The sequence below is a fragment of the Acidimicrobiia bacterium genome (genome assembly GCA_040902765.1).
Classification (GTDB): Bacteria; Actinomycetota; Acidimicrobiia; order Spongiisociales; family UBA11373; genus DATKBG01.
Genome location: JBBDWO010000025.1, coordinates 23,959 through 38,863, shown reverse-complemented (window position 1 = coordinate 38,863; position 14,905 = coordinate 23,959). Strand labels below are relative to the sequence as shown.

The following is a 14,905-nucleotide window of genomic DNA, read 5'->3' as shown; positions in this document are numbered from 1 at the left end:
CTGGGGTCAGGTCAGATCGGTGGTGTCGTCGTTGGCAATGCCGGTGGCGGCGGGCTTGTCGTCGTCTTCCTCGTCGTCGTCTTCTTCGTCGGTGTCGTCTTCCATGCCCTTGCGGAGCTCACGGGCCGACTTGCCGAGCGAACGCGCCAGCTCGGGGAGCTTCTTGGCACCGAACAAGAGGATGAGCACGGCAAGGATCAAGAGGATCTCACCAGCACCGATCTGTCTGAACATGCGCCGAGTCTACGGCATGCCGGGGCGTCGCGGGCACGGGCAACTGGCAACCGGCAACAAGCGGCATGCCACGCGTGCCGCTTACCGCGGACACAGGCAACGGGTAACCGGTAACTGGTAACCGGTAACTGGTAACGGCGGCACGCCTATCGTGCCGCCTCCGCCATCTCCTTCAACTCCCGCTTCAGATCGTTTACCTCGTCGCGCAGCCGAGCGGCGTACTCGAACCGAAGCTCCGAGGCCGCCTCCTTCATCTCCTCCTCGAGACTCCGGATGAGACGGTCGAGGTCATCGACCGGGAGGTCGAGCGCGGCGCGGGTCTCGACCTCCCGGCGGCGGCGGTCCACCGACGGGGCGTCGCGACTCTGCACCAGCTCGAGGATGTCCGACACCTTCTTGCGGATCGTCTGCGGGTCGATGCCGTGCTCCTCGTTGTACGCCTGCTGGACGGCGCGCCGGCGGTTGGTCTCGTCCAGGGCGCGGCGCATCGAGCCGGTCACCGAGTCGGCGTACATGATGACCTGACCGTCCACGTTGCGCGCCGCTCGCCCGATCGTCTGGATGAGCGAGGTCTCCGACCTCAGGAAGCCCTCCTTGTCGGCGTCGAGGATGGCCACCATCCCCACCTCCGGCAGGTCGAGGCCCTCGCGCAACAGGTTGATACCGATGAGGACGTCGAACTCCCCCAGACGCAGGTCGCGCAGGATCTGCACCCGTTCGAGCGTGTCGATGTCGGAGTGCAGATAGCGGGCATTGACTCCGATCTCCAAGAAGTACTCGGACAGGTCTTCGGCCATCTTCTTGGTCAGCGTCGTCACCAGGACCCTCTGATCCTGGGCGACGCAAGCGTTGATCTCCCCCATGAGGTCGTCGATCTGTCCCTTGGTGGGGCGCACGATCACTTCCGGGTCAACGAGCCCGGTGGGTCGGATGATCTGCTCGACGATGCGCGTCGAGTGCTGGAGTTCCCATGGTCCGGGCGTCGCCGACAGGAACACGACCTGACCGACCCGCTCCAGCCACTCGTTGAACTCGAGCGGTCGGTTGTCCATGGCGGAGGGGAGCCGGAAGCCGTGCTCGACGAGCACCTCTTTGCGGCTGCGGTCACCGGCGTACTGGCCGTGTAGCTGAGGGATGCTGACGTGGCTCTCATCGAGAATCATGAGGAAGTCGTCGGGGAAGTAGTCGAGCAGGGTGTACGGCGCCTGGCCGGGAGCCCTGCCGTCCAGATGGCGCGAATAGTTCTCGATGCCGTTGCAGTAGCCGAGCTCGCGCAGCATCTCCAGGTCGTAATGGGTCCGCATGCGCAACCGCTGCGCTTCGAGCAGCTTGTCGTGTCGTTCGAACCACCGCAACCGGTCTGCCAGCTCCTCCTCTATGGCGACCATCGATCGGTCCAAGGCGTCCCGGGTGGTCGAGTAATGGGTGGCCGGATACACCCAGGCCTCGCTGGCCTCCTCGACCACCTCCCCGGTGACCGGGTTCATCATCATGATGCGTTCGACCTCGTCCCCGAAGAACTCGACGCGGGTGATGACCTCCTCGTTGGCGGGGTGGATCTCCAGCGTGTCGCCGCGAACCCGGAAGCGACCGCGGGCGAGGTTGATCTCGTTGCGCTCGTACTGCATGCCGACCAGCCGCCGCACGGCGTCCGCCATCGGGTATTCCACCCCCCTCACCAGCCGGAGCAGGTGACCCTCGTACTGTTCTGGCGACCCCAGCCCATAGATCGCCGACACCGAGGCGACGATGACCACGTCTCGTCGGGTGAGCAGGGCGGCAGTCGCCGAGTGTCGCAGTCGGTCGATCTCGTCGTTGACCGATGAGTCCTTCTCTATGTAGGTGTCGCTCTGCGGTAGGTACGCCTCGGGTTGGTAGTAGTCGTAATACGACACGAAGTACTCGACGCGGTTCTCGGGGAAGAACTGCCGGAACTCGTTCGCCAGCTGAGCGCCGAGTGCCTTGTTGGGCGCCAGGATGAGGGCGGGCCGCTGCACCGCCTCGATCAGCCAGGCGATCGTCGCCGATTTCCCGGAGCCGGTGATCCCGAGCAGCGTCTGAAACCGCTCCCCGGCCTCGATGCCTGCGGCGAGCTCGGCGACGGCGCGCGGCTGGTCACCCGCCGGTCGATAGTCGGACTGAACGCGAAAGGGGCGCACGGGAGGACGATACCGTCAGGATCAGATTCCGGATCAGGCTCCAGACAGAAGCTCGTTCCAGACGAGATGGCACTCGTGTGCCAGGGTGGTCAGGTCGCCCGAGTTGTCGACGACCAGGTCGGCGAGGGCAAGCCACTCGCCACGCGATGGTTGTGCCGCCATGCGGGCCTTGATGTCGCCGGGACCCATCCCCCTCCCGAGCAGCCGGTCCACTCTGAGCCCGTAGGGAGCATCGACGACCACACGGGGCCAGTCGGCGGGGAGGAACGCCGGGATGGGCGTCTCGACCGCAACGAATCCGGCGTCGGACGCAGCGATGGCGGAGAGGATCCGCGACCGAATCGCCGGGTGGGTCAGCGCTTCCAGGGCGGCGAGCTCGACCGGGTCGGCGAAGACGATGGTGGCGAGAGCCGACCGATCGATCGTCCCGCCGTTCACCACGCCCGGCCACCGCTCGCTGACCGCAGCAAACGCCTCCCCATCAGAAGCCAGAACGGCGTGCCCCTCATCGTCGGCCGAGATCACCTCGGCTCCCAAGTCGCGAAAGACCCGGGCCGCGGCGCTCTTCCCGCTCCCGATCCCACCCGTGATGATGAACACATCAGCCATCGCGTCAGACGTTACGCGTCGCGAACCGCGGGCTTGCGAATTGCGAATCGCGAATTGCGAATCGCGCCTCCCCTACTTGCGGCCGATACCCCGCTGCTTGAGCTCTTCGAGGATCGCCTCCAGGGAGGCGTCGGCGCTGAAGCTGCTCGGTTCGGGCTCGCTGTCGCTCTCGGTGTCCTCCGCTTCGAAGGTATCCAACTTCTTGCGCTTGGCGCCGCCGCGCTCCGGGCTACCGCCGGTGTCGGCGTCGTCCTGCCACTGGCTGCGACTCTCCCACTCGGGCATGGCCTGCTTGATCGACAGACTGATGCGGCGACGCTCCGGGTCGATCTCGGTGATCTTCACCTGTACCGCTTGGTCGACGGAGAGCTCGAGCTCCGGGCTGTCGACATGGTGCATGGCGATCTCGGAGACATGCACCAGCCCCTCGACACCGTCGGCCACGGAAACGAAGGCGCCGAACGGGACCGTCTTGGTGACCGTGCCGTCGACCACGTCGCCGACGTGGTGCGCCTCACCGAAGGTCGCCCATGGGTCGTCCTTCGTCTGTCGGACCGACAGCGAGATCCGCTCCCGGTCGAGGTCGACTTCGAGCACCTTGACGGTCACCTTGTCCCCCACCGACACCATCTCGGAGGGGTGGCTGACGTGCTGCCACGACAGCTCGGAGACGTGCACCAGACCATCCATGCCACCGAGATCGACGAAGGCTCCGAAGTTCACCACCGAGGACACGACGCCCTCGCGGATCTCGCCCTCCTTGAGCTCGTCGAGGAAGGCCTGGCGCTGTTCGGCCTGCTCCTCCTCCAGGTAGGCGCGCCGGGACAACACCACGTTGTTGCGGCTCTTGTCGAGTTCGATCACCTTCGCCTCGAGGGGCTGGCCGATGTAGGGGTGCAGGTCACGCACCCGGCGCAGCTCCACCAGGGATGCGGGGAGGAACCCGCGCAGCCCGATGTCGACGATGAGACCGCCCTTGACGACCTCGATGACCGTGCCGGTGACGGTTCCCTTCGACTCCATGATCTGTTCGATCTGCCCCCAAGCGCGCTCGTACTGGGCGCGCTTCTTGGACAGGATCAGCCGGCCCTCGGAGTCCTCCATCTGGAGAACCATCGCCTCGATCGGATCGCCCACCGACACGATGTCGTTGGGGTTGACCGTGTTGCGGATGGACAGTTCCTTGACCGGGATGACACCCTCAGACTTGAACCCGATGTCGACCATGACTTCGTCCGGATCGATGCGAACCACGGTGCCGCTGATCAGGCTGCCCTCGGAAAACTCGACGACCGTCCGCTCGACGGCGTCGGCAAAGGCCTCTTCGGACAGGTCATCCCCGAGCTCCCCCAGTTCGGCCATGGCGGCGGCCAGATCGGCCACCTTGAGGCGGTCGCTGGTGGGGGCAGCCGCCTCGCCGGCATGGGCTGCAGCCGGTGTCGGTGCCTCGGCGGGTTCTTCGATGTCGACCTTCTCGGCGGCTTCAGTCGCCTCGTCGATGGTCGCTTCGGGCTGAGCCGCCTCAGGGGCGGTCTCCTCGGGCGCTTCGGATTCGTCTCCGGGCGCGGTCACGGTCTCGTCGGTCATTGCAGTTGGATACCTCAAGGATGGGACTTCTCCGAGCAGACTGCCCGAAGACGGCGCCAGCGTATCACAGGCCCGACAGGCCCGACACCGCGATCACGGCGAGAGACGCTCTATCTCCCCCAGCGACGGTCCGACACCGATGTCGACGGTGAGCGGTACCCGCAGCTCCACGATGCCCTCCATGACTCGTCGGACCCGCTCGAGGAGACTGTCCGTTGCACTCGCCTCCACCTCGAGGACCAACTCGTCGTGCACCTGCAGGAGCATCGCCGCCGGCAGGCGGTCACGCTCGATCTCGGCATCCAGATCCACCATCGCCTTTTTGATGATGTCTGCCGCGGATCCCTGGATCGGGGCGTTGAGGGCCATCCGCTCCCCCGCCTGACGCTCCCGGAAGTTGTCCGACGTCAGTTCAGGCAGGTAGCGCCGCCGGCCCAGGATGGTCTCGGTGTACCCGGTGTTGCGCGCCTCGGCGACGATGCCACCCATGAAGTCCTTGACCCCCGGGAACTGCGAGAAGTACGCCTCTATGTGAGCCTTCGCCTCGTCGTTGCCGATCTCAAGACGCTGGGCGAGACCGTACGCCTCCATGCCGTACAGCAGTCCGAAGTTGATCACCTTGGCGAACCGACGCTGGTCCGGGCTCACCGCCCCCGGATCCACAGCGAACACCCGCGCCGCGGTGGCGGTGTGGATGTCCTGCCCCTCCACGAAGGCGCCGACCAGACCGGCGTCCTCGCTCATGTGGGCCAGTATCCGCAGCTCGATCTGGCTGTAGTCGGCCACGACGAACACCGATCCCGGTGGTGCCACGAAGGCCCGACGGATGGTGCGGCCCTCCTCCGACCTGACCGGGATGTTCTGCATGTTCGGTCGCTCCGAGGAGATGCGCCCGGTGGCGGCGCCGGTCTGGTTGAAGACGCAGCGGATCCGTCCGTCGTCCTCGAGCAGCGGCAACAGGCCGTCGACATAGGTCGACCGCAGCTTCTCCAGCTCCCGGAACCGCAGCAGGTGCTCGACCACCGGGTGCTCATCGACGAGTTTCTGGAGCACGGAGGCGTCGGTCGACGGCAGGCCCTTCGGCGTCTTCTTGGTCACGGTCAGGCCGAGGCGGTCGAATAGCACCTCGCGCAGCTGGAGCGTGGAGTTGATGTTGAACGGCTCACCGGCACTCTCGTAGATGTCGGCCTCGAGGGTGGCGAGCCGATCCCGAAGACCGGTGCCGAGCGTTTCCAGGTAGTCGCGGTCGATGAGGATGCCCGCCTGCTCCATTCGTGCCAGCACGCGGACCAGCGGGAGCTCCACCAGGTTGTACAGATCCCGACCGCCCCGGGCCTCCACTTGCTCGCCCAGCGGTTCGACGAGCCGTGCCACCGCGGTTGCTCGACGCACCGCGCCCTCGACGTCGGGTCCGGAAGCGTCGAAGTCGAGGGCTCCCTGGGCAGCGGCGGTCCCCGCCCTCTCTGTCTCGATGTCGACCGAGAGATGTCGCCCTGCCAGCTCGGACAGGCTCTGGGTGCCACGCGCCGGGTCGATGAGGTAGGCGGCCAGGGCCGTGTCGAAGGTGAGGCCCTGCAGGTCCAGTCCTGCGTCGAGCAAGGCGCGGATCACCGGCTTGGCGTCATGCATCGCCTTGCCGATAGCCGGATCAGACAGGCGATCGGTCAGGCCGATGGCGCGGTCGAACGGGACGAACCAACCCGATCCATCGTCGCCGGCGACGGCGAAGCCGATCAGGTCGGCCCCGTCCCACACTCCTTCGAGAGCCAGCCGATCGCCCGCAGGCAAGGCGTTGCCGTCGACCGTCGCCACCTCGACCTCGAGCAGCTCGGCGCTCTCCATCGGTTCGCCGCCACCGAGCTCACGCAGCCGATCCCAGAGTGATCGAAAGGCGAGCCCATCGAACACCGTCCGCACCTCGGTGGGATCCCACTCCCGCACGGCCAGATCATCCGGTACGGCATCGATCTCGACATCCTCCACCAGTCGGGTCAGTTCACGGTTGAGGAACGCCTGATCACGGTTTGCCTCGAGGTTCTCGCGTAGCTTCGGCGTCTGCTCGTCGAGATGCTCGTAGATGCCCTCCAGCGAGCCGTAGGAGGAGATGAGCCGCGAGGCCGTCTTCTCCCCCACTCCCGGCACCCCGGGAAGGTTGTCGGAGGAGTCGCCGCGCAGGGCGGCATAGTCGACGTACTGCGCCGGAGTGACCCCGTACCGATCCTGAACGTAGGAGGCGTCGGCGGTGATCGTGTCGGTGATCCCCCGGCGCGTGTAGTAGACCCGAATCCCGCCGCCGATCAACTGAAAGGCGTCCCGGTCGCCGGTGACCACGAGCACCTGCCATCCCGCCTCGTCGGCGCGACGGGCCAGCGTGGCGATGATGTCGTCGGCCTCCCATCCGGGAGCCTCAAACTGCGGGATGCGCAAGACCTCGGCGACCTCCCGGATCAGCGGCAGCTGAGACCTGAAGAGGTCCGGGGCCGCCTCGCGCTGTGCCTTGTAGTCCGGGAACCGCTCGCTGCGAAAGGTCGCCTTCGGCGTGTCCCAGGCAACGGCCAGTGCGTCGGGCCGCTCGTCACCGAGCAACTTGATGAGCATCGAGGTGAACCCGTACACCGCGTTGGTGACCTGCCCGGATGCCGTGGCCAGGTCGCTGGGCAGCGCGTAGAAGGCGCGGTAGGCCAGTGAGTGACCGTCGAGGAGAGCGAGGGTGGGCACAGAGGGAGGCTACCGGCTGCCAGCTACCAGCCAGAACGGAGTCGGCCCTTCTCTGGCTGGTAGCTGGCAGCCGGTCACTGGTAGCTGCGTTCGGGCCGCAGGCCCGAACGCCCGTGCCGGGAGCGGGAGTCGAACCCGCACGTCCTTTCGGACAATGGATTTTGAGTCCATCGTGTCTGCCGTTCCACCACCCCGGCGAGGCCTCGCCATGATACGCCCGGCGTACCATGCCTCCGTGAAGCGCATCGAACGACGGCTTCTCGCCATCGCCGACCAGACCGTCGCCCTCGACGAGCAGCTCCGCCTCACCAAAGAGGAGTTGATCATCCATCGACACCTGGACGACGATGCTCGGCGTGACGCCGCCGTCGGTGGACCGATCGAACGCGAGGACGCTCGCATAACCGGCGCCGATGTGGCTCGATTCCAAGCCGTGACCGACCGGCTCGAGCGGCAGCTCGCACGCCTCCAGGAGAAGCGGGCGACGCTGTTGTCGCGTCTCGACTGATCAGCCTCGGAAGTGGTTGGTGATCGGCAGGCGCCGATCTCGGCCCAGGCCCTTCGTGGTGATCCGGACGCCCGGTGCCGCCTGGCGACGCTTGTACTCGTTGGCGTCGACCATGCGTGCGATGCGGGCGACGAGACCGGCGTCGAACCCGTCGGCGACGATGCTGCGCACCGACGCGTCCCCCTCGATGTACTGCTCGAGGATCGGATCCAGCTCGGCGTAGGGAGGCAGGCTGTCGGTGTCCAACTGGTCGTCACGCAGCTCGGCCGACGGCGGCTTGTCGATGCTGGCCTGGGGGATGACCTCCCCGTCGCGATTCCGCCAGCGGGCCAGATCCCACACCAGGGTCTTGTAGACGTCCTTGAGCACCGAGAAGCCCCCCGCCATGTCGCCGTAGAGCGTGGCGTAGCCCACGGACATCTCCGACTTGTTACCGGTGGTGAGCAGCATCCCGCCGAACTCGTTGGACAGCGCCATGAGGATCGCCCCCCGGATGCGGGCCTGGAGGTTCTCGTGGGCGACGCCGGGCTCACGACCGGCGAAGAGCGGCTCGAGGGTCTCCAGGAATCCGGTGTACGGTGGCTCGATCGACACGACGTCGAAGCGGATCCCCAGGTTCTCGGCGAGCGCCCGGGCATCGGTGATGGAACCTCCGCTGCTGTGGCGCGACGGCATCGCCACCCCCCACACACCATCGGCGCCCAGCGCGTCGGCTGCGACGGCTGCCGTGAGGGACGAGTCGATCCCCCCGGAGAGACCGATGACGACGCCGTTGAACCCGTTCTTGCGCACATAGCCCTCGAGCCCGTGAGTGAGGGCTGCGTACACTTCGGCGAGATCGTCCAACGGCGGATGGCTGGCCGGCGGCGGTTCCGGCTCATCCTCAAGCAGATCCCCGTTGCTCACCACCGTCGCCTCCACACCGGCTCGCCCCGACTCCGAGAGCGGCACGTCCACCCAGAAGAGGTCCTCGGCGAACTGCGGCCCCCGGTACAGCAGCGAGCCCGCGGCGTCGAAGACCATGCTCTGTCCATCGAACACCAGCTCGTCCTGGCTCCCGATCATGTTGAGGTAGACGAGCGGCAGACCGGTCGCTCGAGCTCGCTCGGCGAGCATCGCAGCCCGCTCCCCTCCCTTTCCCCGGTGGAACGGCGAACCGTTGATGTTGAGCAGGATGTCGGCTCCGGCGTCCGCCTGCGCTGCGTGGGGGCCATCGGCGACCCAGATGTCCTCGCAGATCGACACCCCGGCCACGACCCCGTTGATCTCCCAGAGAGCCCCCGGGGACCGACCCGCCACGAAGTAGCGGTCCTCGTCGAACACCCCGTAGTTGGGGAGGAGGCGCTTGTGATACACGCCGCGCAGCCGCCCGCCCTGGAGGAGCGCGGCTGCATTGTGGAGTCGGGGCGGGCCGGCGTCGTGGCGCGCCGACGAGTAGCCGCGGTCCACGAACCCGACCACCGCCGTCGTGTTGCCGGTAGCGGCGGCGATTCGATGCAGCGTCTCGATGCTGGCGGTCAGGAACGCCTCTCGGAGCAACAGATCCTCCGGCGGATAGCCAGTGACCGCGAGCTCGGGAAACAGAATGACGTCGGCGCCGATCTCCTCGGCCCATCCGATCGCCTCGACGATGCGGTCACCATTGCCGTCGAGATCTCCGACGCTGACGTCGATCTGGGCGCCCGCAACCCGCAAGAAGTCGGTCATGGCGGTCAGGCTAGGCGCGCCGCCACCCGCCACTGCGATCAGTCGATGGCGGCGCGCAGGGAAGCAACCAGGTCGGTGAGTGCCCGGGTTGCCTCCCGGCTGGATCCGGCCTCCATGACCCGGCGCACCACGGCCGTCCCGACAATCACGGCGTCGGCCACCATGGCGGCGTCCCGGGCCTGTTCCGGGGTCGAGATGCCCACACCCATCCCCACCGGGAGGTCGGTCACCTGGCGGATCCGAGCGACCAGCCTGGAGGCACCCTCGCTCGGCCCGGCGCGCTCGCCGGTGACTCCCAACTCGGCCACCGCGTAGATGAACGGCGGATCCATGGCGGCGGCGCGGCCGATCCGCTCGAGAGACGTCGTCGGCGCCACCAGCGGTATGAGCGAGACACCGGCTTCCTTAGCGACCATCGCCAGTGGCTCACCCTCGTCCACCGGGAGGTCGGCGGCAATCATGCCGTCGAGGCCCGCCGCGGCCACCTCGGCACAGAAGCGCTCGTATCCCCGCCGCAGGATGGGGTTCACATAGGTCATCACCACACACGGCAGCCCGGTGCGGTCGGCGACCTGTGCAGCCAACTCCATCCCCCGGCCGAATGTGGTCCCCGAGGAGAGGGCCAACCGTCCTGCCGCCTCGATGACCGGGCCGTCCATGAGCGGATCGGCGTACGGGATCCCGACCTCGAACCCGTCGGCACCTGCCTCGGTCATCGCCATGAAGAGATCGACCGTCGCCTCCCGGGTCGGCACACCCGCCATGAGGTACGGGAGGAGCAGGGTCCGCCCCTCCGACCTGGCGGCGCGCAGCGCCGCCGCCAGAGTCATCGATTCCGCACGAGGTCGAGATCCTTGTCCCCGCGGCCGCTGAGACACACGACCACCGTCTTGCCCGCCAGCGCGATTCGCTCCCGCGCGATCCAGGCGATGGCGTGGGCCGACTCGAGGGCGGGCACGATGCCCTCGAGAGCCGAGAGCAGGGTCATGGCCTCGACCGCCTCGTCATCGGTAACCGACTCGTACCGGGCGATGCCGGCATCCTTGAAGTAGGCGTGCTCCGGACCGACCCCGGGATAGTCGAGGCCCGCCGAGATCGAGTGGGCCTCGAGCACCTGGCCCTCGTCGTCCTGGAGCATGTAGGTCATCGCGCCATGAAGGACCCCGGGACTGCCGGCGGAGAGCGTCGCCCCATGGCGCCCGCTGCTCAGCCCGTCTCCCCCGGCCTCGACACCCACCAGGTCCACCTCGCGGTCGGCGAAGGGATGGAACATGCCCATCGAGTTCGACCCGCCACCCACGCAAGCCACGACCACGTCGGGGCGACGATCCCCCAGTTGGGTCAACGTCTCCTCGCCGATCACCCGTTGGAACTCCCTGACGATGGTCGGGAAAGGATGCGGACCGACTACCGACCCGATGATGTAGTGGGTGGTCTCGACCGTGGCCACCCAATCGCGGAGGGCGGCGCTCACCGCGTCCTTCAGGGTTCCGGCACCGGCGGTCACCGGTTTCACCGTGGCTCCCAACATCCGCATGCGGTCGACGTTGATCGCCTGGCGTTCGATGTCGACCGCGCCCATGAAGACCTCGCACTCGAGGCCGAACAGGGCGCAGGCCGTCGCCGTCGCCACCCCGTGCTGGCCCGCCCCGGTCTCGGCGATGACCCGGGGCTTCCCCATCCGGCGGGCGAGCAGGCCCTGGCCGACGGTGTTGTTGATCTTGTGGGCGCCGGTATGGGCGAGGTCCTCCCGCTTGAGCAGCACCTGAACACCCAACGTCTCCGACAGACGGCTCGCCTGGTACAGTGGGGTCGGTCTTCCCACGAAGTCGCGGAGCAGATCGGACAGCTCTCCCAGGAACCCGGGATCCGTCATCGCCGCCTCGAACTCCTCCTCCAACGCCTCCAACGCCGGGATGAGGGTTTCTGGGGCGAATCGGCCGCCATAGGCACCGAATCGTCCGCGATCGTCGGGGCGGCTCATGACGGTCACCGCTTCGCCTCCCGCACGAACGACCTGACCGCATCGTGATCCTTGACGCCGGGCGACCGCTCCACCCCGCTAGCCACGTCGACCCCCCAGGGGTGGACAGCGGCCACCGCCCCGGCCACCGTCGTCGGAGTCAGTCCCCCGGCCAGCACGATGCGCCGACCCGGGTCAGTGGCCAGCGCCCAGTCGAAGGACCGGCCCGTGCCCCCATGGCGCTTCGGCTCGGCCGTGTCGAGCAGCGGCACGGCTCCGTCGGGCACCGCAGAGAGATCCGGCGGCTCCGCGCCGACCGCGACCGGGAACAAGACGAGGAGGCCGGCCGCGATACCGGCCTTCGCCGCCTCACTGGCGTGGCGGCCGTGTGGCTGGATGCCGGTGAATCCCGCTTCGCTGGCGATCGCCACCAGTCGGTCCGCGGGCTCGTCGACCGTCACCATCACCGTCGACACCTCGAGTCCGGCGATCAGCTCCGCCGCCACTCGCAGGTCGACCGACCGTGGCGAATCAGCCTCGACGACAACGCCGACGGCGTCGGCCCCCGCCTCCACCGAGACGTCGACGTCGGGGCGATTGGTGAGCCCGCAGAGCTTAACCCAGGTCATCGAGCGGTCCGTAGTGAGGCGATGAAGCCGGTGGGATCGGCAGCCCGCGACGCCGCCTCCCCGACCAGGATGGCGTCATATCCGGCGTCGGTCATGCGGGCGGCGGCCGCCGGCGACGACACCCCGCTCTCGGCCACCGTGACCACGCCGTCTGGTATCGCAGCCCGCAGCCGCTCGGCAGTGGCCAGATCGACGGCAAAGGTGCCGAGATCGCGGTTGTTGACACCCACGATGTCGGCCCCGGCGTCGACCGCGGCGGCGACCTCGGCCCCGGTGTGCGCTTCGACGAGGGCCTCCAACCCGGCGGCGCGGGCCTCGGCGAGCAGGCGCGCCAGGGCACCATCGCCGAGGATGGCGACGATCAGCAGCACGGCGTCCGCCCCCATTGCCCGTGTCTCCCAGACCTGGACGGCCTCGACCACGAAGTCCTTGCGCAGCGTGGGTAGGTCGGCGTGACGCGCCACCGCGGGTAGATCAGCCGGCCAGGCACCGAAGCCGATCGGCTCGGTGAGCACCGACACCGCTGCCGCCCCACCGGCCTGGTAGGCATGGGCGAGGGCGATGGCATCGACGTCGGGGGCGATCGGTCCGACGGACGGCGAGCGCCGCTTGATCTCGGCGATGATGCTCATGCCGGGCTGTCGCAGAGCGGCTCCGAGGCTCCGCACCGGCGCCATCGTGGCGCAGTGGCCGACGAGCCGATCCAGATGAGGCCGCAACGACTCGGCTCGTTCCCGCGAGCCGTCGACGAGTCGCCGGAGCACTGCCTGCGGGGTGATATCGGTGTCGGCAGCCGTCATCGTCGGCCCACGGTACCTACCGCGTGCAACGACCCGCGATCACGCCAGGGGCAGGCTACGCACCACGGCTCCAGCCGAGCCACCGTCCCAGCTCACCCGCACCGTCGCTTCGGGCTCGACCTCGCGTCGCACCAGGGCCAAGGCGATGGGCGCGCCGACGCGCAGTGACTCGCCCACCGAGGTGAGGCGACCCACGTCGACCCCCTCGTGCCCGACGATGGCCCCCACCGGTGGGATCAGATTCTCGGTCATCACGACGCCACGAAGATGGCGATTCACCCGACCCCGCGAGTCGATGCGAGCGACGAGCTCCTGTCCCAGGAAGCAGCCCTTGGTGAACGACACCGCCTCATCGACCAGGCCGGTCTCCTGAGGAATCGTCGTCTCGTCGATGTCGACCCCTGAGACCGGCTCCCCCGACTCGATCCGCACGGTGGTGGCGGCGATGGTCCCGACCCGGACCACTCCAGCAGAGTCGAGCCTGGCGGCCTCGACCCCGGTCAGGGTCACGACGGGCGACCGGGACGGGAGTCGGGCCACGATGCCATCGTCGACGCGGCTCCACCCCGCCACACCGCCCAGTCCGAGTCGGTCGAGAGCGGCATCCGTCTCCGGGCCCCACAGTTCCACCAACGGCAGCGCCTCCTCCAGGGTGGCGTCCACCCGGAATCTGAACCGCTCGAGGGCATCGACGACTTCCCGGGTTCGTCCGGCGTCGATGACCAGGCCCACTTCGGATTCACCCCGCAGCACCCACAGGAGGGCGACGATCTTTCCGCGGGGCTCGAGCAGGAACGACCGGGCGACCGTACCGGGCTCCATCCCGGCGACGTCCTGGCTGATCTGACCGTCGAGAAACGCCACCGCATCCGAACCCCTCACCCACACCAGGTGACGGGAACCCTCGATGGCGGCACACCCGTCGACCAGGGCTCCATACTCCGCAGTCACGTCCCCGTAGGACGGCGGCGACACCGACTCAGACATGGCGTGCTGCCGCGATGGCCGCCAGTACCGCCGCCGCCTTGGCGCGGCACTCCTCGTACTCAGCGGCAGGGTCGCTGTCGGCGACCACACCCGCCCCCGCCTGCACCCATCCGGCGCCGTCCCGGGTGATCAGGGTGCGCAGGGCGATGGCGGTGTCGAGGTTGCCGGAAAAGTCCAGGTAACCAACGGCGCCGGCGTACGGTCCCCGGGCCGTCGGCTCCATCTCATCGATCAACTGCATGGCCCGCACCTTTGGGGCCCCGGTGACGGTCCCGTGAGGGAACGTGGCGCGCACGACGTCGACCGCGGTCACCCCGTCGCGCAGATCGCCGGAGACGGCCGAGACGATGTGCATCACATGGGAGTACCGCTCGACCACCATCAACTCGTCGACCGACACCGTCCCGTACCGGGCCACCCGCCCGACATCGTTGCGGGCCAGGTCCACGAGCATCACGTGCTCGGCGCGTTCCTTCTCGTCGGCACACAGCTCCGCTTCGAGAGCGGCGTCCTCGGCCTCGTTGCCACCTCGGGGTCGCGTACCGGCGATGGGCCTGCTGCTCACCTTCCCGTCGCGCACCCGCACCATCAGTTCCGGGGACGACCCGACGATCGTCACCGAGGCGGTTCTCAAGAAGAACATGTAGGGCGACGGGTTGGAGAGGCGGAGTGCCCGGTACACGGCAAACGGGTCGCCGACGTCTTCGACGTCGAACCGCACCGAGGGCACCACCTGGAAGGCGTCCCCGGCGGCGATGTGCTCCTTCAGCGAGCGCACGATCGACATGAACTCCTCGCGTCCCAGGGTGGGTGAGGCGTCGATCGGTCCGGCGCCATCGAAGCCGCCGACGGCGGCCGACCGGACCGGGCGCCTCCAGCGCCGCCACGGCCTCGCTGAGACGAGCTACGGCGTCGTCGTACCCAGTGCCCGGATCGGCGCCGGTCACGATCACGTTGCGCAGCAGCGTGACCCGCTGGCGGAGATGGTCGAAGGCGGCGAGCGA

General features: G+C 68.0%; 13 protein-coding genes and 1 tRNA gene. 1 reads left to right on the top strand and 13 read right to left on the bottom strand.

The window, feature by feature from the left end; translation table 11 throughout:
- Positions 1-6: 6 nt before the first annotated feature.
- From tatA to WEA29_06765, 6 genes are all read right to left on the bottom strand, one after another.
- Positions 7-234 carry a twin-arginine translocase TatA/TatE family subunit gene (gene tatA, locus WEA29_06790; GenBank protein MEX2323461.1) on the bottom strand — a complete coding sequence of 76 codons (228 nt, stop codon included), beginning with the start codon at positions 232-234 and terminating at the stop codon, positions 7-9.
- A 146-nt stretch (positions 235-380) separates the two neighbouring features.
- Complete coding sequence (uvrB, locus tag WEA29_06785; protein ID MEX2323460.1) at positions 381-2,393, bottom strand: excinuclease ABC subunit UvrB; 2,013 nt, start codon at positions 2,391-2,393, stop codon at positions 381-383.
- Positions 2,394-2,426: 33 nt separating this feature from the next.
- Positions 2,427-3,002: a dephospho-CoA kinase gene (gene coaE, locus WEA29_06780; GenBank protein ID MEX2323459.1), complete on the bottom strand. Its 576-nt coding sequence runs from the start codon at positions 3,000-3,002 to the stop codon at positions 2,427-2,429.
- A gap of 72 nt (positions 3,003-3,074) precedes the next feature.
- Positions 3,075-4,364, bottom strand: coding sequence for a 30S ribosomal protein S1 (gene rpsA, locus WEA29_06775; protein ID MEX2323458.1), 1,290 nt, complete (start codon positions 4,362-4,364; stop codon positions 3,075-3,077).
- 318 nt (positions 4,365-4,682) lie between these two features.
- Positions 4,683-7,307, bottom strand: a complete 2,625-nt coding sequence (polA, locus tag WEA29_06770) for a DNA polymerase I (GenBank protein MEX2323457.1) — start codon at positions 7,305-7,307, stop codon at positions 4,683-4,685.
- A 114-nt stretch (positions 7,308-7,421) separates the two neighbouring features.
- A tRNA-Leu gene (locus WEA29_06765) sits at positions 7,422-7,504 on the bottom strand.
- 38 nt (positions 7,505-7,542) lie between these two features.
- On the opposite strand from WEA29_06765, the gene WEA29_06760 reads away from it, so the two are divergent.
- Positions 7,543-7,815: a hypothetical protein gene (locus WEA29_06760; GenBank protein ID MEX2323456.1), complete on the top strand. Its 273-nt coding sequence runs from the start codon at positions 7,543-7,545 to the stop codon at positions 7,813-7,815.
- Here WEA29_06760 and WEA29_06755 read toward each other — a convergent pair whose 3' ends face one another.
- From WEA29_06755 to WEA29_06725, 7 genes are read right to left on the bottom strand one after another with little or no spacing between them, the layout of a single operon-like run.
- Positions 7,816-9,522: an NAD+ synthase gene (locus tag WEA29_06755; protein MEX2323455.1), complete on the bottom strand. Its 1,707-nt coding sequence runs from the start codon at positions 9,520-9,522 to the stop codon at positions 7,816-7,818.
- Between the two features lie 38 nt (positions 9,523-9,560).
- Positions 9,561-10,352, bottom strand: a complete 792-nt coding sequence (trpA, locus tag WEA29_06750) for a tryptophan synthase subunit alpha (protein ID MEX2323454.1) — start codon at positions 10,350-10,352, stop codon at positions 9,561-9,563.
- A complete protein-coding gene (trpB, locus tag WEA29_06745; protein ID MEX2323453.1) occupies positions 10,349-11,506 on the bottom strand; it encodes a tryptophan synthase subunit beta in 1,158 nt (385 codons plus the stop codon). Before trpB ends, trpA begins: the two co-directional genes overlap by 4 nt.
- Positions 11,507-11,511: 5 nt before the next feature.
- A complete protein-coding gene (locus tag WEA29_06740) occupies positions 11,512-12,114 on the bottom strand; it encodes a phosphoribosylanthranilate isomerase (protein ID MEX2323452.1) in 603 nt (200 codons plus the stop codon).
- A complete protein-coding gene (locus tag WEA29_06735; protein ID MEX2323451.1) occupies positions 12,111-12,914 on the bottom strand; it encodes an indole-3-glycerol phosphate synthase TrpC in 804 nt (267 codons plus the stop codon). Before WEA29_06735 ends, WEA29_06740 begins: the two co-directional genes overlap by 4 nt.
- Positions 12,915-12,953: 39 nt before the next feature.
- A complete protein-coding gene (locus WEA29_06730) occupies positions 12,954-13,901 on the bottom strand; it encodes a glycine cleavage T C-terminal barrel domain-containing protein (protein ID MEX2323450.1) in 948 nt (315 codons plus the stop codon).
- Entirely contained in the window at positions 13,894-14,688 is a 795-nt protein-coding gene (locus WEA29_06725; GenBank protein MEX2323449.1) for an anthranilate synthase component I family protein, read from the bottom strand. Before WEA29_06725 ends, WEA29_06730 begins: the two co-directional genes overlap by 8 nt.
- Positions 14,689-14,905 lie beyond the last annotated feature (217 nt).

What these genes read in the sequence shown, in the direction of transcription:
- trpB (MEX2323453.1), bottom strand. Translation starts at nt 11,506, where the DNA reads ATGAGCCGCCCCGACGATCGCGGACGATTCGGTGCCTATGGCGGCCGA.
- WEA29_06725 (MEX2323449.1), bottom strand. Translation starts at nt 14,688, where the DNA reads ATGTCGATCGTGCGCTCGCTGAAGGAGCACATCGCCGCCGGGGACGCC.
- tatA (MEX2323461.1), bottom strand. Translation starts at nt 234, where the DNA reads ATGTTCAGACAGATCGGTGCTGGTGAGATCCTCTTGATCCTTGCCGTG.
- coaE (MEX2323459.1), bottom strand. Translation starts at nt 3,002, where the DNA reads ATGGCTGATGTGTTCATCATCACGGGTGGGATCGGGAGCGGGAAGAGC.
- rpsA (MEX2323458.1), bottom strand. Translation starts at nt 4,364, where the DNA reads ATGGCCGAACTGGGGGAGCTCGGGGATGACCTGTCCGAAGAGGCCTTT.
- WEA29_06740 (MEX2323452.1), bottom strand. Translation starts at nt 12,114, where the DNA reads ATGACCTGGGTTAAGCTCTGCGGGCTCACCAATCGCCCCGACGTCGAC.
- WEA29_06730 (MEX2323450.1), bottom strand. Translation starts at nt 13,901, where the DNA reads ATGTCTGAGTCGGTGTCGCCGCCGTCCTACGGGGACGTGACTGCGGAG.
- WEA29_06735 (MEX2323451.1), bottom strand. Translation starts at nt 12,914, where the DNA reads ATGACGGCTGCCGACACCGATATCACCCCGCAGGCAGTGCTCCGGCGA.
- trpA (MEX2323454.1), bottom strand. Translation starts at nt 10,352, where the DNA reads ATGACTCTGGCGGCGGCGCTGCGCGCCGCCAGGTCGGAGGGGCGGACC.
- WEA29_06755 (MEX2323455.1), bottom strand. Translation starts at nt 9,522, where the DNA reads ATGACCGACTTCTTGCGGGTTGCGGGCGCCCAGATCGACGTCAGCGTC.